Source organism: Comamonas nitrativorans (genome assembly GCF_042654765.1).
In the GTDB taxonomy this organism is placed as follows: Bacteria; Pseudomonadota; Gammaproteobacteria; order Burkholderiales; family Burkholderiaceae_C; genus Comamonas; species Comamonas nitrativorans.
This window is the reverse complement of the sequence record NZ_JBHSEW010000001.1, coordinates 362130-384720: the sequence shown is the minus strand read 5'-3', so window position 1 is coordinate 384720 and position 22591 is coordinate 362130. Positions and strand designations below refer to the sequence as shown.

The window sequence follows — 22591 nt, the reverse complement described above, 5'->3', positions numbered from 1 at the left end:
TCCGCTCTTATATAAACGATTTCAGGTATAAAAATGTCTGAAATCGTTATATATAAATCGGAAGCAGCTATTTTTTTATTTTGTTTGCACAGGGGAACGGCTTCCTGCGCCAACGCCCGGGGGCGGCGGGCTGGGGGGCATAAAATCGCCCCCTATGTCTGATGCCGTGCTCAACCTTGCCAACCACTTTCTGATTGCCATGCCGCAATTGGAAGACGAGTTTTTCGCCCGCAGTGTGGTGTATGTGTGTGAACACAACGAACGCGGCGCCCTGGGGCTGGTGGTGAACAAACCCGGCACCCTGACCTTGAAGGGGTTGCTGGAAAAAATCGAATTGCCCATGGGCCGCGCCGATCTGGCGGACGGCCCGATCTTTCGGGGCGGCCCGGTGCAGACCGACCGGGGTTTCGTCCTGCACGACCCGGTGGTGCTGGATGCTCCGCACGCCGAGGAAGCCGTCTACGCCTCCACCCTGACCGTGCCCGGCGGGCTGGAGATGACCACCTCCAAGGACGTGCTGGAAGCCGTCGCCCACGGCGCCGGCCCCAAGCGCGTGCTGGTCACCCTGGGCTACGCCGCCTGGGGCGAGGGGCAGCTCGAATCCGAACTGCGCGAGAACGCCTGGATGACCGTCGGTGCCGACACCGGCGTCGTCTTCGACGTGGCCCCGGAAGAGCGCTACGCCGCCGCCCTGCAATTGCTCGGCCTGCAGCCCTGGATGTTGCATACCGAAGCCGGCAACGCATGAGCGCCAACACTGCACCGGACGCTGCACCGGCGCTGCCAGCCAGCCAGCAGCAGTTTCTGGCCTTTGACTTCGGCGCCAAGCGCACCGGCGTGGCCAGCGGCAACCGCGTGCTGGGCACGGCCAGCCCGGTGACGACCATCCGGGCCGAAAGTGCCGACGCCCGTTTTGCTGCCGTGAAAAAATTGATAGCAGAGTGGCAGCCGCAGGCGCTGGTGATCGGCGTGCCCTACCACCCCGATGGCGCGGCGCACGACAACACCGCCCGGGCGCTGAAGTTTGGCCGCCAGTTGCGCGGGCGCTTCGGTCTGCCGGTGTACGAAGTCGATGAGCGCTACACCACCACCGAAGCCCTGTCGCTGGGCGCCAAAGATGCCGACGCCGCTGCCGCCTGCATCATCCTGGAACAGTTTTTAAGGAGTCTTGCATGAGTTCCCCCCCCGCCGCTACCGTCTCCGCTTCTACTTCCCCCCTGGCCACCAGCCTGGTGCTGGACGCCGAAGCCCTGTACCGCGAGCTGCTGCGCGGCGTGCGCAGCCTGATGGGGCCGCAGACCCGGCTGGCGGGCATCACCTCGGGTGGTGCCTGGCTGGCCGAGCGGCTGCACCAGGACCTGGGCCTGACCGAGCCGGTCAGCGTGCTGTCCTCGGCCCTGCACCGCGACGACTTTGCCCAGCGCGGCATGGCCAGCAGCGCCCAGACGCAGCTGCATTTCGATGTGAACGGCGCCGATGTGCTGGTGCTGGACGACGTGCTTTACACCGGCCGCACCGTGCGGGCCGTGATCAACGAGCTGTACGACTATGGCCGCCCCGGCTGCGTGCGCCTGGCCGTGCTGGTCGATCGCGGGGGCCGCCAGTTGCCCTACGCCGCCGACTTTGCCGCCGCCCGCGTGGCCTTGCCGCCCAGCCAGGTGCTGGCCCTGGTGCGGGCCGACGATGGCCGTTTTCACTTTGCCGTTAAAGAAGCTTAAAACCCCCGACAGGCGTTCTCCATGCCCACCACCCGCAATCCCCAACTGAACAAGAACGGCGAGCTGATCCACCTGCTCTCGCCCGAAGGGCTGTCGCGCGACATCCTCACGCACATCCTGGACACGGCCAGCAACTTCGTCAGCGTCAATGACCGCGAGGTCAAGAAGCTGCCCCTGCTGCGCGGCAAGAGCGTGTTCAACCTGTTCTTCGAGAACAGCACCCGCACCCGCACCACCTTCGACATTGCCGCCAAGCGCCTCTCGGCGGACGTGTTCACGCTGGACATTGGCCGCAGCTCCACCGCCAAGGGCGAGACGCTGCTGGACACCATCGACAACCTGAGCGCGATGGCCGCCGACATCTTCGTCGTGCGCCACAGCGAATCGGGCGCTCCCTACCTGATCGCCAAGCACGTTGCGCCGCATGTCCACGTGGTCAACGCGGGCGATGGCCGCCACGCCCACCCCACCCAGGGGCTGCTGGATGCCTACACCATCCGCCACTACAAAAAGGATTTCACCAACCTGCGCGTGGCCATCGTCGGCGACGTGCTGCACTCGCGCGTGGCGCGGTCGGACATCCACGCCCTGCTGGCCCTGGGCTGCCCGGAAGTGCGCGTGGTCGGCCCGCGCACCCTGGTGCCCTCCGATCTGGCCCACATGGGCGTGCGCGTGTTCCACAACCTGGAAGAAGGTATCCGCGACTGCGATGTCATCATCATGCTGCGCCTGCAGAACGAGCGCATGAGCGGGGCGCTGCTGCCGTCCAGCCAGGAGTATTTCAAGAGCTTCGGCCTCACGCCCGAGCGCCTGCAACTGGCCAAGCCGGACGCCATCGTCATGCACCCCGGCCCGATCAACCGGGGCGTGGAGATTTCCTCGGCGGTGGCCGACGGGCCGCAGTCGGTCATCCTGGCGCAAGTGACTTTCGGCATTGCCGTGCGCATGGCGGTGATGTCCATCGTGGCCGGCAACGAGGCTTGAGGTCTGATACAACTTCATGAATGAGAGCGGCTGGCGCTTGTCTGACAAGCCCCGGCACCCTATTGGGTAGTTAAAAATGACGCAAATACTTCTTCGCAATGGCCGGGTGATCGACCCGGCCTCGGGCCTCGACCAAGTGGCGGACGTGGCCATTGCCGACGGCAAAATCCTCGCCATTGGCGCGGCCCCGGCGGGCTTTGCCGCGCAGCAGACCATCGATGCCAGCGGCTGCTGGGTGCTGCCCGGCCTGGTCGACCTGGCCGTGCGCCTGCGCGAGCCGGGGCACGAACACGCCGGCATGTTGCACTCCGAAATGCAGGCCGCCGTGGCCGGTGGCGTGACCAGCCTGGTCTGCCCGCCGGATACCGACCCGGTGCTGGACGAGCAGGGGCTAGTGGAAATGCTCAAGTTCCGCGCCGAAAAGCAGCACAAGGCGCGTCTGTTCCCCATGGGGGCGCTGACCCAGGACCTGAAGGGCGAAATCCTCACCGAAATGGCCGAGCTGACCGAATCGGGCTGCGTTGCCTTCGGCCAGGCCGACGTACCCATGGCCAACACCCAGGCGCTGGCCCGCGCCCTGGCGTATGCCAACACCTTCGGCTTTGCCGTCTGGCTGCGCCCGCTGGACAAGGACCTGGGCAAGGGCGTGGCGGCCAGCGGCCCCTCGGCCACGCGCATGGGCCTGGCCGGGGTGCCGGTGGCGGCGGAAACCATTGCCCTGCACACCATCTTTGAATTGATTCGCGGCACGCAGACGCGCGTGCATCTGTGCCGCCTGTCCAGCGCTGCCGGCGTGGCGTTGCTGCGCCAGGCCAAGGCCCAGGGGCTGAACGTGACGGCGGACGTGTCCATCCACTCCCTGCTGCTCACCGATGCTGATATCGGCTATTTCGACAGCAGCGCCCGCCTCATCCCGCCGCTGCGCCAGCAGGCCGACCGTGACGCGCTGGCCGCTGCGCTGGCCGACGGCACCATCGACGCCCTGGTGTCCGACCACACCCCGGTCGAGGAAGATGCCAAGGTCAAGCCCTTTGCCGAAGCCGAACCCGGCGCCAGCGCGGTGGAGCTGCTGCTGTCCGCCGCCATCCTCTGGAGCCAGCGCGATGGCGTGCCTCTGGCGCGTGCCCTGCAAACCGTCACCAGCGCTCCGGTGGACGTGCTGGGCCGGGCCGTAGATGCCCAACTGGGCCGCCTGCAAGTGGGCGGCGTGGCCGACGTGTGCATCGTCGATCCGCAAGCGGCCTGGACGGTGGCGCCCGCCGCCTTGCGCAGCCAGGCCAAGAGTACGCCGTTCACCGGCACGGAACTGCCCGCCCAGGTGCGCCATACGCTGGTCGATGGCGCCGTGGTGTTCAGCCGCAATGTCTGACGTGGCTGCCATGCGTGCCCTCTGGATACTCGTCACCGCCGCCCTGCTGGGCAGCACCGGCGTCGGTCTGGCGGCCTATGCCAGCCATGGCCTGGGCTTTATCGCCGACCCTGCCGCGCGGGAAGCCGCCCGCGCCACCTTGCAGCAGGCCGTGCAGCAGCAGTTGCTCCATGCCGTCGTGCTGCTGGCCCTGGGCGTGTGGGCACGGCAGGGGGGTGGCCGCTGGCTGCACCTTGCCGCCCTGCTCATCACCCTGGGGGTGCTGCTGTTCAGCGGCCTGATCTATCTGCGCACCTTTACCGGCGTGGAAACCTTCCGTCCCTTCGTGCCCTGGGGCGGCACCAGCCTGATGCTGGGCTGGCTGGCCATCGGCATGGCGGCGTTTTGCCGCAAGGGCGGCTCTCCAACATCTCAGCAATGATTCCGAAAGGGTGGACGATGATTTCACGCAGAACATGTTTGGCGCTGGGGCTGGCGGCGGGCCTGAGCGCCTGTTTCGGCAGCGGCCCGGAGGCGACCGTCAAGGGCTTTTACGCTGCCGTGGCGGCGGGCGATACCGACAAGGCCATCGGTTTTCTGGCGCTGCAAAGCGTTTCGGCCAACGAGATGATCATGGTCAAGGGCAAGGTGCAGATGATGGTCGCTGCCGGGAAAACGCAAATCGATGCCAACGGCGGCTTGCAGGACGTGCAGATCGTCAGCCAGCAGGAGCAGGGTGAGGCGGCCTTGCGCGTGCAATTGCAGGTGACGTTCAAGAACGGCAAGACCGACACCGACAACATGAATCTGGTCAAGGAAAAAGACGGCTGGAAGATTAGGCTGTAATGCCAGCGTGCCGCTGGCGTGGGGCGGCCCTGGGTGCCGTCCTTTTTTCCATCTGCGCCCAGGCCGCTGCCCAGGTGCGGCTGCCGGCCCAGGCGCAGGCCGGCGACCTGGTGTTCCGCCAGGGCACCGAGGCGGTCAGCCACATGGTGCGGGCGATCGACCAGCAGGGCCTGTTCAGCCACGTCGGGATGCTGGTGGGCGAAAGCGGGGCCTGGCAGGTGGTTCACGCCACGCCTTCGGAGCGAGCGGGCCAGCCCGATGCCGTGGTGCTGGACAGCCTGGATTTTTTCCTGGCCCCCGAACGCGCCCGTGCCTTTGCGCTGCACCATGTGGCGCAGGCCGACACCGCAGCCCGTCGGCAGGCCGTGGCCTGGGCGCTGGCCCAGCTGGGGCGGCCCTTTCAAGTGCAGGAACAGGCGCCGGGCAACGGCATTTACTGCACCACCCTGGTCTGGCAGGCATGGCAGCGCAACGGCCTGGATTGGCAGGTGCCTTTTACCCGGGTGGACATCCCCTGGTTCCGTGGCCGCTACCTGCTGCCCAGCGCCCTGGCCGCATCGCCGCGCCTGCAGCGGCTGGTGTTTGTGCAGGTTCCCCTGAAACAATAGCTTGTTGCGCTTGATATGATTGGATTTGAATACATAAATACTTTCAAATCTTTTGCATGAGCGCAGTTAAAGCTCCTGTTTTTGAATTTTCATCCCATCGATACATAAAACAAGCCGCCAGGCAAAATGCTCTGGCGGCCATGTTTGTTTCTGGGCTTAGCTGAAGAAGCGCTTCAACTTGTCCGTCCAGCTCTCTCCGCTGGGCGAGTGGCGCGAGCCGCCTTTTTTCAGCGACTCTTCCAGCTCGCGCAGCAGCTTGCGCTGGTACTCGGTGAGCTTGACCGGCGTCTCCACCACGATGTGGCAGTACAGGTCGCCGGGGTAGCTGGCCCGCACGCCCTTGATGCCCTTGCCGCGCAGGCGGAACTGCTTGCCCGCTTGCGTGCCTTCGGGGATGTCGATCGCCGCCTTGCCCGACAGGGTGGGCACCTCGATCTCGCCGCCCAGCGCGGCGGTGATGAAGCTCACCGGCACCTGGCAATGCAGGTCGTCGCCGTCGCGCTCGAAGATGTCGTGCTGCTTGATGCGGATTTCGATATACAAATCGCCCGCCGGGCCGCCGTTGACGCCCGGTTCGCCGTTGCCGCTGCTGCGGATGCGCATCCCGCTGTCGATACCGGCGGGGATTTTCACTTCCAGCGTCTTGTGTCGCTTGATCTTGCCCTGGCCGTGGCAGGCGGTGCAGGGCTCGGGAATGATCTTGCCCGTGCCCCGGCAGTGCGGGCAGGTCTGCTGCACGCTGAAAAAACCCTGGCGCATCTGCACCGAACCGTTGCCGCCGCAGGTGTTGCAGGTCTTGGGCTGGGTGCCGGGCTTGGCGCCGCTGCCGTGGCAGGTGTCGCAGGTGTCCCAGCTGGGGATGCGGATTTCGGTGGACTTGCCCTTGGCTGCTTCTTCCAGGGTGATTTCCATGGCATACGACAGGTCGTTGCCCCGGTACATCTGCCGCCCGCCCCGGCCACCGCCGCCGCCGCGCTGGCCGCCGAACATGTCGCCGAAGATGTCGCCGAACGCCTCGGCAAAACCGCCGAAGCCTTCTGCCCCGCCCGGGCCGCCGCGCATGTTGGGATCCACGCCCGCGTGGCCGTACTGGTCGTAGGCGGCCCGCTTCTGGCTGTCGGAGAGCATCTCGTAGGCCTCCTTGACCTCCTTGAACTTCTCCTCGGCCTCCTTGGCCTTGTCCCCCTGGTTGCGGTCCGGGTGGTACTTCATGGCCAGCTTGCGGTAGGCCTTCTTGATTTCGTCGTCGGAGGCGGTCTTGCCCACCCCCAGCACTTCGTAAAAGTCGCGTTTCGCCATAAATTTGCTGCCGATCCAAATGACAAACGCCGCGCCAGACCTTTACCGGGAAAAACCGGGGCAAAGGGCTGCGCGGCGGACAGCGGTCAGGTCTGCCGCTGCACGGGAGGGATTACTGCTTCACTTCCTTGACCTCGGCGTCCACGATGTCGTCATCGTTGGCACCGGCGGCCTGGCTGGAAGCCTGCTGCTGGGCACCGCCCGCCTCGGCACTGGCGCCTGCACCGGCGGCCGCTGCTTCGGCCTGGGCCTGGGCATAGACCTTCTCGCCCAGCTTCTGGCTGGCGGTCATGAGGTCGTTGGTCTTGGCCTCGATGGCGTCCTTGTCCTCGCCCTTCAGGACTTCTTCCAGCGCCTTGATGGCGGCTTCGATGGCTTCCTTCTCGGCGGCTTCCAGCTTGTCGCCATGCTCGCCCAGGCTCTTCTGCACGCTGTGTACGGCAGCTTCGCCCTGGTTGCGGGCCTGGATCAGCTCCAGCTTCTTCTTGTCTTCGGCAGCGTTCAGCTCCGCGTCCTTGACCATCTGCTGGATTTCTTCTTCCGACAGGCCGGAGTTGGCCTTGATGGTGATCTTGTTTTCCTTGCCCGTGCCCTTGTCCTTGGCGCTGACGTGCAGGATGCCGTTGGCGTCGATGTCAAAGGCCACCTCGATCTGCGGCACGCCGCGCGGTGCGGCGGGGATGCCTTCCAGGTTGAACTCGCCCAGCAGCTTGTTGCCGCTGGCCATCTCGCGTTCGCCCTGGAAGACCTTGATGGTCACGGCCGGCTGGTTGTCGTCGGCGGTGGAGAAGGTCTGCGCGAACTTGGTCGGGATGGTGGTGTTCTTGGTGATCATCTTGGTCATGACGCCGCCCAGGGTTTCGATGCCCAGGGACAGGGGGGTCACGTCCAGCAGCAGCACGTCGGAGCGCTCGCCGCCCAGCACCTGGCCCTGCACGGCAGCGCCCACGGCCACGGCCTCGTCGGGGTTCACGTCCTTGCGCGGTTCGCGGCCGAAGAACTCTTTGACCTTGTCCTGCACCTTGGGCATCCGGCTCATGCCGCCGACCAGGATCACGTCCTGGATGTCGGACACGGACAGGCCCGCATCCTTGATGGCGGTGCGGCAGGGGGCGATGGTGCGCTCGATCAGGTCGTCCACCAGGCTCTCCAGCTTGGCGCGGGTGAGCTTCAGGTTCAGGTGTTTCGGGCCGGAAGCATCGGCGGTGATGTAGGGCAGGTTGATGTCCGTCTGGGTGGAGTTGGACAGTTCGATCTTGGCCTTCTCGGCCGCTTCCTTCAGGCGTTGCAGGGCCAGCACGTCCTTGGACAGATCGACGCCTTGTTCCTTTTTGAACTCGCCGATGATGTAGTCGATGATGCGCTGGTCGAAGTCCTCGCCGCCCAGGAAGGTGTCGCCGTTGGTGGCCAGCACCTCGAACTGCTTTTCGCCATCGACGTCGGCAATCTCGATGATGGACACGTCGAACGTGCCGCCGCCCAGGTCATACACGGCAATCTTGCGGTCGCCCTTGCCCACCTTGTCCAGGCCAAAGGCCAGGGCGGCAGCGGTCGGCTCGTTGATGATGCGCTTGACTTCCAGGCCGGCGATGCGGCCAGCGTCCTTGGTGGCCTGGCGCTGTGCGTCGTTGAAGTAGGCGGGCACGGTGATGACGGCCTCGGTCACTTCTTCGCCCAGGAAGTCCTCGGCAGTCTTTTTCATCTTGCGCAGCACTTCGGCGCTGATCTGCGGCGGGGCCAGCTTCTGGCCGCGCACTTCCACCCAGGCGTCGCCGTTGTCGGCCTTGATGATCTGGAAGGGGGCCAGGTCCAGGTCTTTCTGCACTTCCTTCTCGTCGAACTTGCGGCCGATCAGGCGCTTGGCGGCGAAGATGGTGTTGCGGGGGTTGGTCACGGCCTGGCGCTTGGCCGAGGCGCCGACCAGGATTTCGCCGTCTTCCTGGTACGCAATGATCGACGGCGTGGTGCGGGCGCCCTCGCTGTTCTCGATCACGCGGGTGTTGTTGCCTTCCATGATGGCCACGCAGCTGTTGGTCGTGCCCAGGTCGATACCGATGATTTTTGCCATTTTGAATAGCTCCGAAAAAAAGAATGTTGGTTAAGTTGGCTTGTAACTAGGGTTCAGCCCCAGGGTTTCAAGCCATGCCGCAATAAAAACGCAGGGCTTATTTCGGGGCGGCCACAGTGACCAGCGCCGGGCGCAGCACGCGGTCGACAATCAGATAGCCCTTTTGCAGCACGCTGACGACGGTGTTGGCCTCCTGCTCGGCGGGCACAACGCTGATCGCCTGGTGCTGGTGCGGATCGAACTTCTCGCCCGCAGCGGGGGCGACCACCACCACCTTGTTGCGCTCCAGCGCCTGCAGCAGCTGGCGCAGCGTGGCTTCGCTGCCTTCGCGCAGTTGTTCGGCATTGGCGTTCTGGATGGCCAGGGCGGCATCCAGGCTGTCGCACACGGGCAGCAGGCTTTCGGCAAAGCCTTCGATGCCGAACTTGCGGGCCTTGGCCACTTCCTCCTCGGTGCGGCGGCGCATGTTTTCCGTATCGGCCTTGGCCCGCAGGAACTGGTCGGCCAGATCGGCGTTCTTGGCCTTGAGTTCGGCCAGCTCCGCCTGCAGGCGGGCCATTTCGTCGGCCACGTTGGCCGCCATGGCGGCTTCTACTTCTTCGGGGCTGGCATCCAGGGGAGCTTGGGAGTGAGCGGAATCGGTCATTGGTCTTGCAATAGAAAAAAGAGAAGGTGAAAAAGACTTGCCTGCCCATATGGGGCGGGCTGGACGTCTTTCAAGGCGCTGCCGGCAGGAAGTCGAAGCGGCATCCCGCCATTTTGATTCATGGTTTATAATCTACAGTTTTGCCTTGCCCCACTGCTACTTTTTGGCGCAGCAGGGGGCTTTACCCACAAGGGAGTTTTCATGCGTCATTACGAAATCATTTTGTTGATCCACCCGGATCAAAGCGAACAGGTTCCGGCCATGCTGGAGCGTTACAAGGGCATGATCACCCAGGGCGGTGGCAAGGTGCACCGCGAAGAAGATTGGGGCCGCCGCCAACTGGCGTACCTGATCAACAAGCTGGCCAAGGCCCACTACGTGTGCCTGAACATCGAAGCCGACCAGACCATCATGCAGGAACTGGAACACGCCTTCAAGTTCAACGACGCCGTGCTGCGCCACCTGACCGTGCAGAAGAAGAAAGCCGACACCGGCGCTTCGACCATGATGAAGACCGTCGAGCGCGAAGAAGCCCGCAAGGCTTCCCAAGCCGCCGCTGCCGAGCAGGCTTAAGTCGATCCGTTTGGTCTGGAGGTGGAAAACCGGCTGGTACTGAGCGCCTGCATCACCGAGCGAGCCCCCATGCGTTTTACGCCTGCCGGAGTGCCAGCCTTGGATTTGCGCTTGCTGCACCAATCGCAGCAAATGGAAGCAGGCAGCACGCGCACGGTACAAGCCAGCATCAAAGCCATTGCGTTTGGCGCCTTGGCGGAAAAGCTGGCCCGGCAGGCCCCCGAAAGTTGCTGGCGGTTTCGAGGCTTTCTCGCCTCGCCGCGCAACAGCAAATCGGTGGTGTTCCACATCCAGGATATGCAACAAGATTAATTTTCAAAGAGGTCCAGCAATGGCCACGTTCAAGAAATTCAACAAAGACAAGCGCCCCAAGCGCAACACCCAGTCGCTGCTGTTCAAGCGCAAGCGCTTCTGCCGCTTCACCGTCGCCGGTGTCGAAGAAATCGACTACAAAGATGTGGACACCCTGCGTGACTTCATCGCCGAAAACGGCAAGATCATCCCCGCCCGTCTGACCGGCACCCGCGCCATCTACCAGCGCCAGCTGAACACCGCCATCAAGCGTGCCCGCTTCCTGGCGCTGCTGCCGTACACCGACCAGCACAAGATCTAAGGAGAAGCCGACATGCAAATCATCCTGCTCGAAAAAGTGCTGAACCTGGGCAACCTGGGCGACATCGTCAAGGTCAAGGACGGCTACGCCCGCAACTTCCTGATCCCCACCGGCAAAGCCCGCCGTGCTACCGAAGCGGCCAAGGCCGAATTCGAAGCCAAACGCGCCGAACTGGAAAAGCAAGCCGCCGAGAAGCTGGCCGCTGCCCAGGGCGTGGGCGAGAAGCTGGCTGGCTTCACCGTCAAGCTGCTGCAAAAAGCCGGTGTGGATGGCCGCCTGTTCGGCTCCGTCACCAACGCCGACATCGCCGAAGAACTGGCCAAGGCCGGTTTTGAAGTGGTCAAGGCCCAGGTGCGCATGCCCAACGGCCCGATCAAGACCGTGTCCGCCACCACCGTGGACGTGGCCCTGCATACCGACGTGGTCGTGGAAGTGAACGTGGAAGTGGCTGGCGAACAAGCCTAAGCCGGTTCCGGGGCGCTGTACGCGCTACAGCGCTACGCTTGCCAAGCCGCCTTCGGGCGGCTTTGTCGTTTTTACCTGCCTGGAGGTGCCCGATGCTTTCTGCCCAACTGGATATGGCCCAGCCCCTGGAGGGGCCGCACCGCCGATTGCGGCAGCAGTTTCGGGGCGCACCGGTGCAGGTGCTGGCGGCGCACAGTGCCGAACAGTTGGCCGCCGTGCTGGAGGCGGTGGAAGCCGCGGCCCGCAGCGGCGCATGGTGCGTGGGCGGCCTGCAGTACGAGGCGGCCAGCGCCTTGCAGCCCGGTCTGATGACCCATGCTGCCACCGGCCCGCTGGCCTGGTTTGCGGTGTATGCGCCGCCTGTTGTCGATGCAGATGCCGCTGCGCCCGATGAAGCCCCTGGCCTTTGGGCGCAGTCCCTGGAGTGGCAGCCGGGCATGGATCAGGCCGTTTTTGCCGAGGTGCTGGCGCAGATTCATGCCGACATTGCCGCCGGGCGCTATTACCAGCTCAACCTGACCCAGCAGCACCACGGCCACAGCGCCGCGCCGATCGACCGCGCCGCGCTGTTTGCCGCCTTGCAGCGGGCGCAGCCCGAAGGCTACGGCATCTACCTCGACCGGGGGGAGGAGGCGCTGCTCTCCGTCTCGCCCGAGCTGTTTTTCGACTGGCACCAGCCGGCCAGCGGCAGCGGCCATATCCTCACCCGCCCCATGAAGGGCACCGCCGCACGCGGCAGCACGCCGCAGCAGGATGCGGCCCAGGCCGAATACCTGCGCAGCAGCGCCAAGGAGCGGGCCGAGAACGTGATGATCGTCGATCTGCTGCGCAACGATCTGGGGCGCATCGCCGAAGTCGGCAGCGTCACCGTGCCCCGGCTGTTTGGCTTGCAGGCGCTGCCCAGCGTCTGGCAAATGACCTCGGACGTGCAGGCGCGGCTGCCCCGTGGCACGGGCTTGCAAACTATTTTTCAGGCGCTCTTTCCCTGTGGTTCGATCACCGGCGCCCCCAAGCGCAGCAGCATGGCGGCGATTGCCGCGCTGGAGCCTGCGCCGCGTGGCTGGTATTGCGGCGCCTTGGGCGTGGTGCGCAGCGATGGCGCCGGCGGCGTGCGGGCCACGTTCAACGTGCCGATCCGCACCCTGGTGGTGCAGGGTGCCAGCCAGGTGCGCTGCGGCATCGGCAGCGGCATCACCGCCGATGCCCACGCAGCGGGCGAGTGGCGCGAATGGGCGGCCAAACGGGCGTTTTTCGAGCGCGTGAGCCAGCCTTTCGACATTCTGGAAACCCTGGCCCTGGCCGATGGCACGCTGCGCCACGGCGCTTGGCACCTGGAGCGCATGGCCCGGGCCGCGCAGCATTTCGCCTACCCCTGGGATGCCGATGCGGCCCGGGCGGCGGTGCAGACCCTGGCCTGCCAGCACCCCCAGGGGCTGTGGCGCGTGCGCCTGCTGCTGCATGCCGATGGCCGGTTTACGGCGCAGGCCTTTGCCTGCCCGTCGTCGCCCGATCAGGTGCTGCTGCACTGGGCTGTGGCCCCGCTGGCGCAGACGCACAGCGAGTTCGTGCGCTTCAAAACTACGCGCCGCGGCCATTACGACGCGCTGGCCCCTACGGCTGGCAGCGGCGCGTTCGACAGCCTGCTGTTCAACGCGGCGGGCGAAATCACCGAATGCACGCGCGGCAACATCGCAGCCCTGCTGGACGATGGCCGCTGGGTCACGCCGCCGCTGGCCTGCGGCCTGCTGCCCGGCATTGGCCGCGCCGTGGCCTTGCAGGCGGGACGGGTGGAAGAAGGCGTGCTGCGCCTGGAGGATGTGCCCAGGGTGCGGGCCTGGGCTTTCATGAACAGCCTGCGCGGCTGGATACCGGCGCAGGTGGCGGGGCTGCCGCCAGTGCTTTGACGGTCGGCCTACTCGGTAAATACTTCCTGCAAGGTGGTGAGGATGGCGCTCAAGGTGGGCGGTGGCACCGTTCCCACCTTTTTGGCCAGTCTTTTTTTATCCACCGTCCGTAGCTGGTCGAGTACGACCAGCCCTTGCTTGCCCGCATGGGTGACAGGGATGCGAAACGGCGCGGCAAACCCTTGCGAAGTCATGGGGGCGACGATGACGGTTCTCAGGTTGTCGTTGAGTTCGCCCGGAGAGACGACGACGCAGGGCTGGGTCTTTTGAATCTCGCTACCCACCGTGGGGTCGAGATTGACCAGCCAGACCTCGCCGCGCTTTACCACGGCAGTTCCCCATCGGGGTTGTCGCCATCGTTGCCGAACTCGCCCATCAGCAGCGCGTCCTGCCCTTGGGCGGCAATGCTGGCGGCGGCCTCGGCCCAGCCTTGGCGTAGTGGTTGTTCAGGCTTGCGCAGGACGATGGTGCCGTTTTCTATGGCGATGGTGGCAAAGGCCAGGTTGTCCAGCCCGGCCTGGGCCAGCAGGGCTTTGGGCAGCACAACCCCCTTGCTGTTGCCGATGTTGCGAATGGCGATCTGCATTTTGCACCTCCAAAAGTTAAAACAATGTTATTACTTTGGAGGGGTTTGTCAAGGCAGCGCAGACAGGCTCAGAACTCCAGATTGTCGATAAGCCGCGTGCTGCCCAGCCGTGCTGCGCCCAGGGCGACCAGGGGGGTGCTGGCCAGTTGCGCGTGGTCGGGGCTTTGCAGGCTGTCGCGCAGGCGTACGGTGAGGTAGTCGGTCTGCCAGCCCAGGGCGTTCAGGGCCGCGCTGGCCTGGGCTTCGAGTTGTGCCAGCGGCGTTTGGCCCTGGCGGGTGGCCTGGGCCAGGGCGTGCAGGGCGCGGGACAGTGCCTGGGCCTGCTCCAGTTCCTGGGCGCTCAGATAGCCGTTGCGCGAGCTGAGGGCCAGGCCGCCCTCGGCGCGGGCGATTTCGGCACCGACGATGGTGACGGGCAGGGCCAGCTGCTGCACCATGCGCTCGATCACCAGGCGCTGTTGGTAGTCCTTTTTGCCAAATACGGCGGTGCCGCCGCCGGTGCTGCCGAAGACGGCGTTGAACAGTTTCAGCACCACGGTGCAGACGCCGGTGAAGAAGCCGGGGCGAAAGTGGCCTTCCAGAATGTCGGCCAGCGCCGGGTCGGGCTGCACCTTGAAGGTTTGCGGCTCGGGGTAGAGGTCGCTTTCCTTGGGTGCGAAGACGATGTCGCAGCCCTCGGCCTGCAGCTTGGCGCAGTCATCCTGCAGGGTGCGCGGGTAGCTGTCGAAGTCTTCGTTGGGCAGGAATTGCAGGCGATTGACGAAGATGCTGGCCACCAGCACATCGCCCAGCGGTTTGGCCTGGCGCACCAGGGACATGTGCCCCGCGTGCAGATTGCCCATGGTGGGCACGAAAGCCGGACGGCCACGCCCGGCCAGGGCGCTGCGCAGATCGGCGATGGTGTGAACGACTTGCATGGATTGAATGAGATATAGGAGCTGTTAACGCTGATCAACAAACGATTTCAAGGATAAAAGGTGTTGAAAACGTTTGTTGATAAGCAGAACAAGCTATTGAAATAGTGATTGCTTACCAGGCGTGCAGCGCGTTGTCGGGGAAGCTGCCGTCCTTGACGGCCCGCACGTAGGCGGCCATGGCGTCCTTGATGCTGCCGGTGTCCTGCATGAAGTTGCGCACGAACTTGGGCATCTTGCCCAGGTTCATGCCCAGCATGTCGTGCAGCACCAGCACCTGTCCGGCGGTGCCGTTGCCCGCGCCGATGCCGATGGTGTGGCAGTGCGGCAGCTCTTGGGTCAGGCTGGCGGACAGGGCGGCGGGCACCATTTCCAGCACCAGCATGGCGGCGCCTGCATCCTGCAATTCCAGCGCGTGGCGGCGCAGCTGCTGCGCCCCGGCATCGTCGCGGCCCTGTACGCGGTAGCCGCCCAGGGCGTGAACGGTCTGCGGCGTCAGCCCCAGGTGGGCGCAGACGGGGATGCCGCGCTCGACCAGAAAGCGCACCGTCGGCGCCGTCCAGCCGCCGCCTTCGAGCTTGACCATGTGCGCCCCGGCCTGCATCAGCACCGTGGCGCTGCGCATGGCCTGCTCGGGCGATTCGTGGTAGCTGCCGCTGGGCAGGTCGGCCACCACCCAGGCCGTGCCCTGGGCGCGGCGCAGGCCACGGGTGACGCTGGCAGTGTGGTAGGCCATCGTCTCCAGGCTCACGCCCACGGTGCTGGCCAGTCCCTGGCAGACCATGCCCAGGGAGTCGCCGACCAGAATCGTCTCCACCCCGGCGGCATCGGCCACGGCGGCAAAAGTGGCGTCGTAGGCGGTGAGCATGGTGATTTTTTCCCCGGCAGAGCGCATCTGCGCCAGGCGCGGCAGGCTGATGGGTTTGCGCTGGGGCAGGGGCGAGGCGGGCGGAATGGTGCCGTAGGGCGTGCCGGGGGCGGTGCTGTCAGCAGTCATCGACGAATCTCCTGGGGGGCGAAAACAAAAGCCGCGAGTCTATGCCCATGCGCTGCCAAGCGCTAGCCGGGCAGGGGCCGGGCTCAACCCTGGTGCTTGTAGTAGCAGGGGCGGTTCATTTCGGCCACGTCCACGCTCAGTTGTACGTGCAGACCGGGGCGGGGCGGAACCTGCTGGCGCAGCACCGCGCCCAGCGCCTGGGCCAGCTCCTGGCGCGTGGCTTCGCTGCGCCCTTCCAGCAGTTGCAACAGGACATGGACAAAGGCCCGGTCTTGCGGCTGGGTGCCGATGCGAAACGATGCGATGCGGTGGATGCGGGCCTTGACTTCCGAATCGTGCAATACGCTGGGATGGCTGCACACCACCTGGTTCAGGGCCGCCATCAGCGCTTGCTCGTCCAGGTCGGGCAGGTTGGCGGTGTATTCGATATGCAGATGGGGCATGGGATGATGGGGGGCGAAAAAAGCCCGCAGTGTAGCGCCAGGGGGCGGCAGGGTTTGCTTGCCGTCTTCCGCAAGCGAAGTCGGTTGCCGCTATGCTTGGCGCCCTCAAAGACACCGAGACTTGGGTTTCCCCTGTATGACTTCTGAAAACATTGCTGCCCAGGCGCAAGAAGATGTGCGCCGCGCCTTGGCCGAAGATGTGGGTACTGGCGACCTGACCGCCGCCCTGGTGCCCGCCAACCAGCGCGTGCGGGCCCGCATCCTGGCGCGGGAAGCGGCCGTGATTTGCGGTGCGCCCTGGGCCGAGGCGGCGCTGCGTGCCCTCGACCCCGGCGTGCAACTGACTTGGCATGTGGCCGAAGGCCAGCGCTGCGCCCCCGACCAGGTGGTGCTGGAGATGCTGGGCGATGCCCGCGCCCTGCTGTCGGCCGAGCGCACGGCGCTCAACTTCCTGCAACTGCTTTCGGGCGTGGCGACCAAAACGGCACGGTATGTCGAGGCGGTGGCGGGCACCAGGGCCGCGATTGTCGATACGCGCAAGACCCTTCCCGGCCTGCGCGTTGCCCAGAAGTACGCGGTGCAAGTCGGCGGCGGGGTGAACCACCGCATCGGCCTGTACGACGCGGTGCTGATCAAGGAAAACCATATCGCCGCTGCCGGCGGCATCGCCCCCGTGCTGCGGGCCGCGGAAAAAGTGGCCGCGCAGGCCAGCTTCATCGAAATCGAAGTGGAAACCCTGGCGCAGTTGCAGGAGGCACTGGATGCCGGGGCCAGGATGGTGTTGCTGGACAACATGCCGCTGGCCGACTTGCGCCAGGCCGTGCAGATCAATGCCGGGCGGGCGGTGCTGGAGATTTCCGGCGGCGTGACGTTCGACGGCCTCAAGGCCCTGGCCGAAACCGGGGTCGATCGGATTTCCATCGGTGTGCTGACCAAGGATGTCCAAGCCACCGACTTTTCCATGCGTGTGCAGGAGTTGTAATGCCCCAAGTCATCGACGTTGAATATGAACAGCCCGCCGAAGGCGCCGTCTGCTCCACCAAATACGCCTGGGCACGGGTGCCGCCCGAACTGACCGAGGCCGAGCGCGGGGCGCTGAAAGACAAAATCCGCCGCCTGCTCAAAGAAAAGAATGCCGTCATGGTGTCGCACTACTACGTGCATCCCGATTTGCAAGACCTGGCGGAAGAAACCGGCGGTATCGTCAGCGATTCGCTGGAAATGGCCCGCTTTGGCCGCGATCATGCGGCGCAGACGCTGATCGTCAGCGGCGTGCGCTTCATGGGCGAGACGGCGAAGATTCTCTCGCCCGAAAAAACCGTCCTCATGCCCGACCTGGACGCCACCTGCTCGCTCGACCTGGGCTGCCCGGAGGACGAGTTCAGCGCCTTCTGCGACCAGCACCCGGATCGCACCGTGGTGGTCTACGCCAACACCAGCGCCGCCGTCAAGGCGCGTTCGGACTGGCTGGTCACCTCCAGCTGCGCTCTGGACATTGTGAGCGCCCTCAAGGCCAAGGGCCACAAAATCCTGTGGGCGCCCGACCGCCACCTGGGCGGCTACATCCAGCAGCAGACCGGGGCCGACATGCTGTTCTGGAATGGCGCCTGCATCGTCCACGATGAATTCAAGGCGCTGGAGCTGGAGCAGCTCAAACAGGAACACCCCGGCGCGAAAATCCTCGTTCACCCGGAAAGCCCTGCCGAAGTCGTCGCCCTGGCCGATGCCGTGGGTTCGACCAGCGCCATCCTGAAAGCCGCGCAGGAGCTGGATGCGACCGAGTTCATCGTCGCCACCGACAAGGGCATGATGCACAAGCTGCGCACCCTGAACCCCGGCAAAACCTTCTACGAAGCGCCCACCGCCGGCAACAGCGCCACCTGCAAAAGCTGCGCCCACTGCCCCTGGATGGCCATGAACGGCCTGGCCGGTGTGGCCCATGTGCTGGAAACCGGGGCCAATGCCGTGCATGTGGACCCGGCCATCATCCCCCGTGCCCGCCAGCCGATCGACCGGATGCTGGCGTTTACCGCTGCGCTCAAGAACGGCCAGAACGCCGGGGCGCTGGTGCCGCACCTGGGCGCGGCCTGACCGGGGGGGGACATTCCCCCGCCCGCACACTCCCAAGGCAAGGCCCGTGCGCCTTGCCTTTTTCATGTGCGCAGCACCCGCCCGCGCGAGATGGGCGGGTCGGCACGCACCCGGATGTGCCGGGCATCCTCGGGCCCCAAAGGGGGGTCAAGCAGTTCCTGCACCGAAACCTCCAGCCCCTGCGCCAGTGCGTGCAGCACCGTCAGGGTCGGGTTGGCCTGGCCGGATTCCACCCGGCTCAGATAGGTGCGGAAGATCTGGCAGCGGTCGGCCAGCTCTTCCTGGGTGATTTTGTTGCGGGCACGCAATTCTTTGACGCGCAAGCCAAGCTGAACACGGGGGTCGGAAGCGGAAATAGACATCCGGCCCACCTTTTTCTACGTACACTATTTCATACACACATTAATTCGTACATTCAGTGACTTGCTGATACACAACAACTCCATCGGCCATGGCGGGGCGGCTATTTCATCACTTCTTCCGCAGCCTTGCCGTTTTTCCGTGGATATGAAAACGCAACCCTCTTTCTCCAAGCGTCAGCATTTTTTGTGCCTCGGGGCGGCGGATATGCACATCCTGGCCAGGCTCTCTGCGCTGCTGGATGCGGAGTTGCCGGGTTTTGTCGATGGTTTCTACGACCACCTGATGCAGTACCCGGAGATACAGGCCCTGCTGCCCGATGCGCAGATGCTGGAGCGGCACAAGCGCCTGCAGGTGACGTACCTGCAGCAACTGATGGCGGGCCATTACGACGAAGCCTATGGCCGTAGCCGGGAGCGTGTCGGTCTGGTGCATGCCGGCGCAGGGTTGTCGCCGGGGTGGTATCTGGGGGCGTACAGCCAGTATCTGTGTGCGTTTTTGCCCCGCATTGCCCAGCACCCGCAGCTGTCGCCCCAGGAGCGGGTGGCGGCCCTGCAGGCCGTGACCAAGGTGGTTTTTCTGGACATGGGGCTGGCCATCGACACCTACATCACGCTGCACGAACAGCGGATGGCCCGGCTGCACGACTACAGTGCCGTCTTCACCCATCTGCCCTATGGCACGCTGGTGCTGACGGCACAGATGGAGGTGGTTTTTGCCAACCGGGCCTTTGCACAACTGCTGCAGTGCCCGGGGGCGCAACTGGCGGGCAGCCCCTTGCAGCAGTGGCTGCAGCTCGATGGCCTGGACTGCCTGGTGCAGCGTGCCCTGGCGCACGAGCAGGTACACGATGTTCTGGACGTGCATCTGGTGGGGTCGGGGCGCGTCGTTCCCGTGGCGGTCACGGCGCACACCATGTCGGCCTTGCAGCCCGATGCCGATGCCCAGGTCTTGCTGACGGTGGTGGACATTACCGAGCGCCACCGCGCCGAGCAGCGCATCCGCAGTCTGGCGCAGTTCGATGCGCTGACGGGGCTGGCCAATCGCCAGCATGGCCTGGCCCTGCTCGACGGCCTGCTGCAACAGGCCCGGGGCACGGGGCAGCAGGTGGCGCTGCTGTTCATCGATCTGGACCGGTTCAAGGAAATCAACGACACCCTCGGGCACAGCATGGGCGACCGCGTGCTGCAGGCCATTGCCGGGCAGGTCCAGCAGTTGTTGCAGCCCGGGGACGTGCTGGCGCGTCTGGGCGGCGATGAGTTCATGCTGGCCCGCCTGCTGCCGCTGCAGGAGCGGGGCGGCCTGGCATTGGTCACGCAGGTCGATACGATGCTGCAAAGCCCGGTGCAGGTCGAGGGCCGGGCCTACGGCATCAGCGCCAGCGTCGGCGTTGCCCTGTACCCGGACCATGCCGACAGCGTCAGCAGCCTGCTGCATTGCGCCGATCTGGCGATGTACCGGGCCAAGGCGCAAAGCGGCAGCTACCTGATCTACGAGGCGGGGATGCGCCAGCAGCAGTCGCGCAGCATTGCGCTGGCCCAGCGCCTGAAACAGGCCCTGGCCGATGGCCAGCTGGAGCTGCACTACCAGCCCAAGGTGGACACCATCACCGGCAAGCTGCACGGTGTCGAGGCCCTGGCCCGCTGGCGCGATCCGCAGTGGGGTTGGGTCAGCCCGGCAGAGTTCATTCCCGTGGCCGAGGAGCGCGGCCTGATCGGCGCCCTCGATGCCTGGGCGCTGGAGACGGCTGCCCGCCAGTGGCGCCAGTGGCAGGACGACGGCTGGGCCCAGGTGCCGCCGATTGCCGTCAATGTCTCGGCGGTGGAGATTTCCATGGTCGAAGGGTTTGCCGAACACGCCCTGGCCCTGGTGCAGCGCCACCGGGTGCCGCCCCAGGCGATCGAGCTGGAAATCACCGAAACGGCCTTGATGCGCAATGCCGAGAAGGCCATCCAGACCACCCGGCAACTGGTGGCGATGGGCTTTTCGCTGGCGATCGACGACTTCGGCACCGGCTACTCCTCGCTGGCCCGGCTGCACCGGCTGTCGCTGGCGCGGCTGAAGATCGACATGACCTTCATCCGCACCATGCTGGACGATGCGGGCAGCATGGCCATCGTCACCGCCGTCATCGGCATGGCCCGCGCCCTGCAGCTGCGCACCGTGGCCGAGGGGGTGGAAACCGCCGCCCAGCTCGATACCTTGCGCCGTTTGCAATGCGATGAAATTCAAGGGTATTTCTTTAGCAAGCCGTTGCCGGCGCGGGAGCTGGAAGAGCGCTGGCTGTGTGCTGTGGATGCGATGGGGTGATGCTGGCTAATAAGATAGCTGCTTGCGCGAGTATTTAAAGGAATCCAGGTATAAAAATACCTGGATTCCTTTGTTTTTATGCGGTAGCAGCTATTTTTTTATTTTCTGCAAGCCATTCGGACAGTTACAGCATCTGCGTCGGCACCTTGTGGCGCAGTTCGACCTGCTGGTTTTTGTCATTGACGAAGACCAGTTGCGGCTGGTGGCTGGCCACGTCTTTTTCTTCGACCTGGGCGAAGCTGGCAATGATCAGCAGATCGCCCGTACAGGCACGGCGGGCGGCCGAGCCGTTGACCGAGATCATGCCGCTGCCGCGCTCGCCCTTGATGGCGTAGGTGACGAAGCGCTCGCCGTTGTCGACGTTCCAGATGTGGATCTGTTCGTTCTCCATGATGTTGGCCGCATCCATCAGGTCTTCGTCGATGGCGCAGGAGCCTTCGTAGTGCAGCTCGCAGTGGGTGGTTTTCACGCGGTGGATCTTGGATTTGAGCAGGGTGCGGTACATGGTGTCTCTCGTGGTGGGTGGGGCGCCAGTCAGGAGCGTTGGCGAAAAAACGCGAAGTCTATGCAGGTTTTCACGAACTTGTCACATACCGTCCGTGTAATAGCGGCAGCCTCCGGGCTATTGCATAGAGAGCATTTCATTGAACCCATTACCGTAGTGAAGACTGTATGAAAACCACACTTCTTGCCCTTGCTGCCCTCACCGCTGCCGGTGGCGCCCTGGCCCAAAGCTCCAGCGTTACCCTTTTCGGGGTGGTGGACGCCTCCATCGCCCATGTTTCCACCAAGGATGGCTCCGTCACCGGCATGGCCAATGGCGGCAACTCCAGCAGCCGCCTGGGCTTTCGCGGCACGGAAGACCTGGGCAACGGCCTGAAGGCCGGTTTCTGGCTGGAAGGCGGCATCAATGTCGATGACGGTGGCGCAGGCTTCAAGTTCGACCGCCGCTCCACCCTCAGCCTGCTGGGCAATTTCGGTGAAGTGCGCCTGGGCCGCGACAAGACCCCCACCTACCAGAACCTGGAAACCTTCCATGCCTTTGGCGATTCGGGCATGGGCGCCGTCAACGGCCACAACCTGATCAGCAGCGGCGCGGCCGGCACGCTGGAAGGCAGCAATCCCAAGCGGGCCTCGAACAGCATCAGCTACCTGCTGCCCAAGATGGACGGCGTGTACGGCCAGGCCAGCTATGCCTTTGGCGAGAAGGCCAAGGGCAACAGCAACAGCCTGTCCAGCAGCATGGGCCTGCGCCTGGGCTACGCCAACGGGCCTCTGAACGTGGCGCTGGGCTACGGGGTCGTCAAGGGGGGCACGGCGGCCAGCACCATCAACTACAAGAACTTCAACCTGGGCGCGTCGTACAACTTCGGCGTGGTCACCCCCCCTGGTGCTGCTGGCTTCGGAGCGCGGCGACAACCAGCGCGTGGACTTGTACAGCATCGGGGTGAAGGCCCCCGTCGGCCCGGGCGAGCTGCGGGCCGCCGTCTCCTGGTACAAGGACAAGAAGCGCGACGACCGCGATTCCGTGCGCCTGGCCCTGGGCTACGGCTACAAGCTGTCCAAGCGCACCGAGATTTACGCCACCATCGCGCACATGAGCAACGACGACAAGGCCAGCCGCAAGCTGGGTACCTCGCTGGCCCACACGGTGGTGGCGGGCAAGAATGCGACCGGTTACGAGCTGGGCCTGCGGCACAACTTCTGACCGTTGCATGGCGGTGCCGGACACCGCCTACCTTTATTCCTTTTGACAGAGGAAGCGGCTGCGAAATAGCTTTCGCAGCCGTTTTTTTATGCCCGCTTCGGCTTGCGCCG

General features: G+C 64.9%; 27 protein-coding genes and 1 pseudogene. 18 read left to right on the top strand and 10 right to left on the bottom strand.

Annotated features, from left to right (window positions below; genetic code table 11):
* Positions 1-154: 154 nt before the first annotated feature.
* From ACFO3A_RS01890 to ACFO3A_RS01855, 8 genes are all read left to right on the top strand, one after another.
* Positions 155-748 carry a YqgE/AlgH family protein gene (locus ACFO3A_RS01890; RefSeq protein ID WP_377723465.1) on the top strand — a complete coding sequence of 198 codons (594 nt, stop codon included), beginning with the start codon at positions 155-157 and terminating at the stop codon, positions 746-748.
* Positions 745-1176 (top strand): Holliday junction resolvase RuvX, encoded by a 432-nt coding sequence (gene ruvX, locus ACFO3A_RS01885; RefSeq protein ID WP_377723463.1) that lies wholly within the window; start codon positions 745-747, stop codon positions 1174-1176. Before ACFO3A_RS01890 ends, ruvX begins: the two co-directional genes overlap by 4 nt.
* On the top strand, positions 1173-1718 hold the full coding sequence (gene pyrR, locus ACFO3A_RS01880) for a bifunctional pyr operon transcriptional regulator/uracil phosphoribosyltransferase PyrR (protein ID WP_377723461.1): 546 nt from the start codon (positions 1173-1175) through the stop codon (positions 1716-1718). The genes ruvX and pyrR overlap by 4 nt, the downstream gene beginning before the upstream one ends.
* A 21-nt stretch (positions 1719-1739) precedes the next feature.
* Entirely contained in the window at positions 1740-2702 is a 963-nt protein-coding gene (locus ACFO3A_RS01875) for an aspartate carbamoyltransferase catalytic subunit (protein ID WP_377723459.1), read from the top strand.
* Between the two features lie 76 nt (positions 2703-2778).
* On the top strand, positions 2779-4071 hold the full coding sequence (locus ACFO3A_RS01870) for a dihydroorotase (protein ID WP_377723458.1): 1293 nt from the start codon (positions 2779-2781) through the stop codon (positions 4069-4071).
* Entirely contained in the window at positions 4064-4492 is a 429-nt protein-coding gene (locus tag ACFO3A_RS01865; RefSeq protein WP_377723456.1) for a DUF423 domain-containing protein, read from the top strand. Before ACFO3A_RS01870 ends, ACFO3A_RS01865 begins: the two co-directional genes overlap by 8 nt.
* A 17-nt stretch (positions 4493-4509) precedes the next feature.
* Complete coding sequence (locus tag ACFO3A_RS01860) at positions 4510-4896, top strand: DUF4878 domain-containing protein (RefSeq protein ID WP_377723453.1); 387 nt, start codon at positions 4510-4512, stop codon at positions 4894-4896.
* Entirely contained in the window at positions 4896-5504 is a 609-nt protein-coding gene (locus ACFO3A_RS01855) for a YiiX/YebB-like N1pC/P60 family cysteine hydrolase (RefSeq protein ID WP_377723451.1), read from the top strand. The genes ACFO3A_RS01860 and ACFO3A_RS01855 overlap by 1 nt, the downstream gene beginning before the upstream one ends.
* Positions 5505-5660: 156 nt before the next feature.
* Here ACFO3A_RS01855 and dnaJ read toward each other — a convergent pair whose 3' ends face one another.
* The 3 genes from dnaJ to grpE form a co-directional block, all read right to left on the bottom strand.
* Positions 5661-6803, bottom strand: coding sequence for a molecular chaperone DnaJ (dnaJ, locus tag ACFO3A_RS01850; RefSeq protein ID WP_377723449.1), 1143 nt, complete (start codon positions 6801-6803; stop codon positions 5661-5663).
* 112 nt (positions 6804-6915) lie between these two features.
* Positions 6916-8871 carry a molecular chaperone DnaK gene (gene dnaK, locus ACFO3A_RS01845; RefSeq protein ID WP_377723447.1) on the bottom strand — a complete coding sequence of 652 codons (1956 nt, stop codon included), beginning with the start codon at positions 8869-8871 and terminating at the stop codon, positions 6916-6918.
* A 97-nt stretch (positions 8872-8968) separates the two neighbouring features.
* The gene (grpE, locus tag ACFO3A_RS01840) at positions 8969-9517 is read right to left on the bottom strand and encodes a nucleotide exchange factor GrpE (protein WP_377723445.1); all 549 of its coding nucleotides are present in this window, start codon (positions 9515-9517) and stop codon (positions 8969-8971) included.
* Positions 9518-9718: 201 nt separating this feature from the next.
* Between grpE and rpsF the strand changes: the two genes are divergently transcribed.
* The 5 genes from rpsF to ACFO3A_RS01815 all read left to right on the top strand — a co-directional run bounded on the left by rpsF (position 9719) and on the right by ACFO3A_RS01815 (position 13072).
* Positions 9719-10090: a 30S ribosomal protein S6 gene (rpsF, locus tag ACFO3A_RS01835; RefSeq protein ID WP_377723443.1), complete on the top strand. Its 372-nt coding sequence runs from the start codon at positions 9719-9721 to the stop codon at positions 10088-10090.
* 21 nt (positions 10091-10111) lie between these two features.
* Entirely contained in the window at positions 10112-10402 is a 291-nt protein-coding gene (gene priB / locus ACFO3A_RS01830) for a primosomal replication protein N (protein ID WP_377723441.1), read from the top strand.
* Positions 10403-10421: 19 nt separating this feature from the next.
* Complete coding sequence (gene rpsR / locus ACFO3A_RS01825) at positions 10422-10703, top strand: 30S ribosomal protein S18 (RefSeq protein ID WP_042411225.1); 282 nt, start codon at positions 10422-10424, stop codon at positions 10701-10703.
* Positions 10704-10715: 12 nt separating this feature from the next.
* Positions 10716-11168, top strand: coding sequence for a 50S ribosomal protein L9 (gene rplI, locus ACFO3A_RS01820; protein ID WP_377723438.1), 453 nt, complete (start codon positions 10716-10718; stop codon positions 11166-11168).
* Between the two features lie 92 nt (positions 11169-11260).
* Positions 11261-13072 (top strand): chorismate-binding protein, encoded by a 1812-nt coding sequence (locus ACFO3A_RS01815; RefSeq protein ID WP_377723436.1) that lies wholly within the window; start codon positions 11261-11263, stop codon positions 13070-13072.
* A gap of 8 nt (positions 13073-13080) precedes the next feature.
* On the opposite strand, the gene ACFO3A_RS01810 is transcribed toward ACFO3A_RS01815, so the two are convergent.
* The 5 genes from ACFO3A_RS01810 to ACFO3A_RS01790 all read right to left on the bottom strand — a co-directional run bounded on the left by ACFO3A_RS01810 (position 13081) and on the right by ACFO3A_RS01790 (position 16012).
* A complete protein-coding gene (locus tag ACFO3A_RS01810) occupies positions 13081-13401 on the bottom strand; it encodes a type II toxin-antitoxin system PemK/MazF family toxin (protein ID WP_377723435.1) in 321 nt (106 codons plus the stop codon).
* Positions 13395-13658 carry an AbrB/MazE/SpoVT family DNA-binding domain-containing protein gene (locus ACFO3A_RS01805; protein ID WP_377723434.1) on the bottom strand — a complete coding sequence of 88 codons (264 nt, stop codon included), beginning with the start codon at positions 13656-13658 and terminating at the stop codon, positions 13395-13397. Before ACFO3A_RS01805 ends, ACFO3A_RS01810 begins: the two co-directional genes overlap by 7 nt.
* 68 nt (positions 13659-13726) lie before the next feature.
* Entirely contained in the window at positions 13727-14575 is an 849-nt protein-coding gene (gene panC / locus ACFO3A_RS01800) for a pantoate--beta-alanine ligase (protein WP_377723433.1), read from the bottom strand.
* A 112-nt stretch (positions 14576-14687) separates the two neighbouring features.
* Entirely contained in the window at positions 14688-15569 is an 882-nt protein-coding gene (gene panB, locus ACFO3A_RS01795) for a 3-methyl-2-oxobutanoate hydroxymethyltransferase (RefSeq protein WP_377723431.1), read from the bottom strand.
* An 83-nt stretch (positions 15570-15652) separates the two neighbouring features.
* Positions 15653-16012, bottom strand: coding sequence for a 5-carboxymethyl-2-hydroxymuconate Delta-isomerase (locus ACFO3A_RS01790; RefSeq protein ID WP_377723430.1), 360 nt, complete (start codon positions 16010-16012; stop codon positions 15653-15655).
* Between the two features lie 136 nt (positions 16013-16148).
* Here ACFO3A_RS01790 and nadC point away from each other — a divergent pair, with 136 nt between their 5' ends.
* Both nadC and nadA read left to right on the top strand, forming a co-directional pair.
* Complete coding sequence (gene nadC / locus ACFO3A_RS01785) at positions 16149-16994, top strand: carboxylating nicotinate-nucleotide diphosphorylase (protein ID WP_377723428.1); 846 nt, start codon at positions 16149-16151, stop codon at positions 16992-16994.
* Complete coding sequence (gene nadA, locus ACFO3A_RS01780) at positions 16994-18103, top strand: quinolinate synthase NadA (protein WP_377723426.1); 1110 nt, start codon at positions 16994-16996, stop codon at positions 18101-18103. The genes nadC and nadA overlap by 1 nt, the downstream gene beginning before the upstream one ends.
* A 62-nt stretch (positions 18104-18165) precedes the next feature.
* Here the strand turns inward: nadA and ACFO3A_RS01775 are convergent, their stop codons facing one another.
* Positions 18166-18465 carry a helix-turn-helix domain-containing protein gene (locus tag ACFO3A_RS01775; protein WP_377723425.1) on the bottom strand — a complete coding sequence of 100 codons (300 nt, stop codon included), beginning with the start codon at positions 18463-18465 and terminating at the stop codon, positions 18166-18168.
* A gap of 145 nt (positions 18466-18610) precedes the next feature.
* Here ACFO3A_RS01775 and ACFO3A_RS01770 point away from each other — a divergent pair, with 145 nt between their 5' ends.
* The gene (locus ACFO3A_RS01770) at positions 18611-20773 is read left to right on the top strand and encodes a putative bifunctional diguanylate cyclase/phosphodiesterase (protein WP_377723423.1); all 2163 of its coding nucleotides are present in this window, start codon (positions 18611-18613) and stop codon (positions 20771-20773) included.
* Between the two features lie 124 nt (positions 20774-20897).
* On the opposite strand, the gene panD is transcribed toward ACFO3A_RS01770, so the two are convergent.
* Positions 20898-21278, bottom strand: a complete 381-nt coding sequence (panD, locus tag ACFO3A_RS01765) for an aspartate 1-decarboxylase (protein WP_377723422.1) — start codon at positions 21276-21278, stop codon at positions 20898-20900.
* A gap of 167 nt (positions 21279-21445) precedes the next feature.
* On the opposite strand from panD, the pseudogene ACFO3A_RS01760 reads away from it, so the two are divergent.
* Both ACFO3A_RS01760 and ACFO3A_RS01755 read left to right on the top strand, forming a co-directional pair.
* Positions 21446-22105: pseudogene (locus ACFO3A_RS01760) on the top strand (porin); the annotation flags it as partial.
* A 58-nt stretch (positions 22106-22163) separates the two neighbouring features.
* Positions 22164-22481, top strand: a complete 318-nt coding sequence (locus tag ACFO3A_RS01755) for a porin (RefSeq protein WP_377723420.1) — start codon at positions 22164-22166, stop codon at positions 22479-22481.
* Positions 22482-22591: the final 110 nt, after the last annotated feature.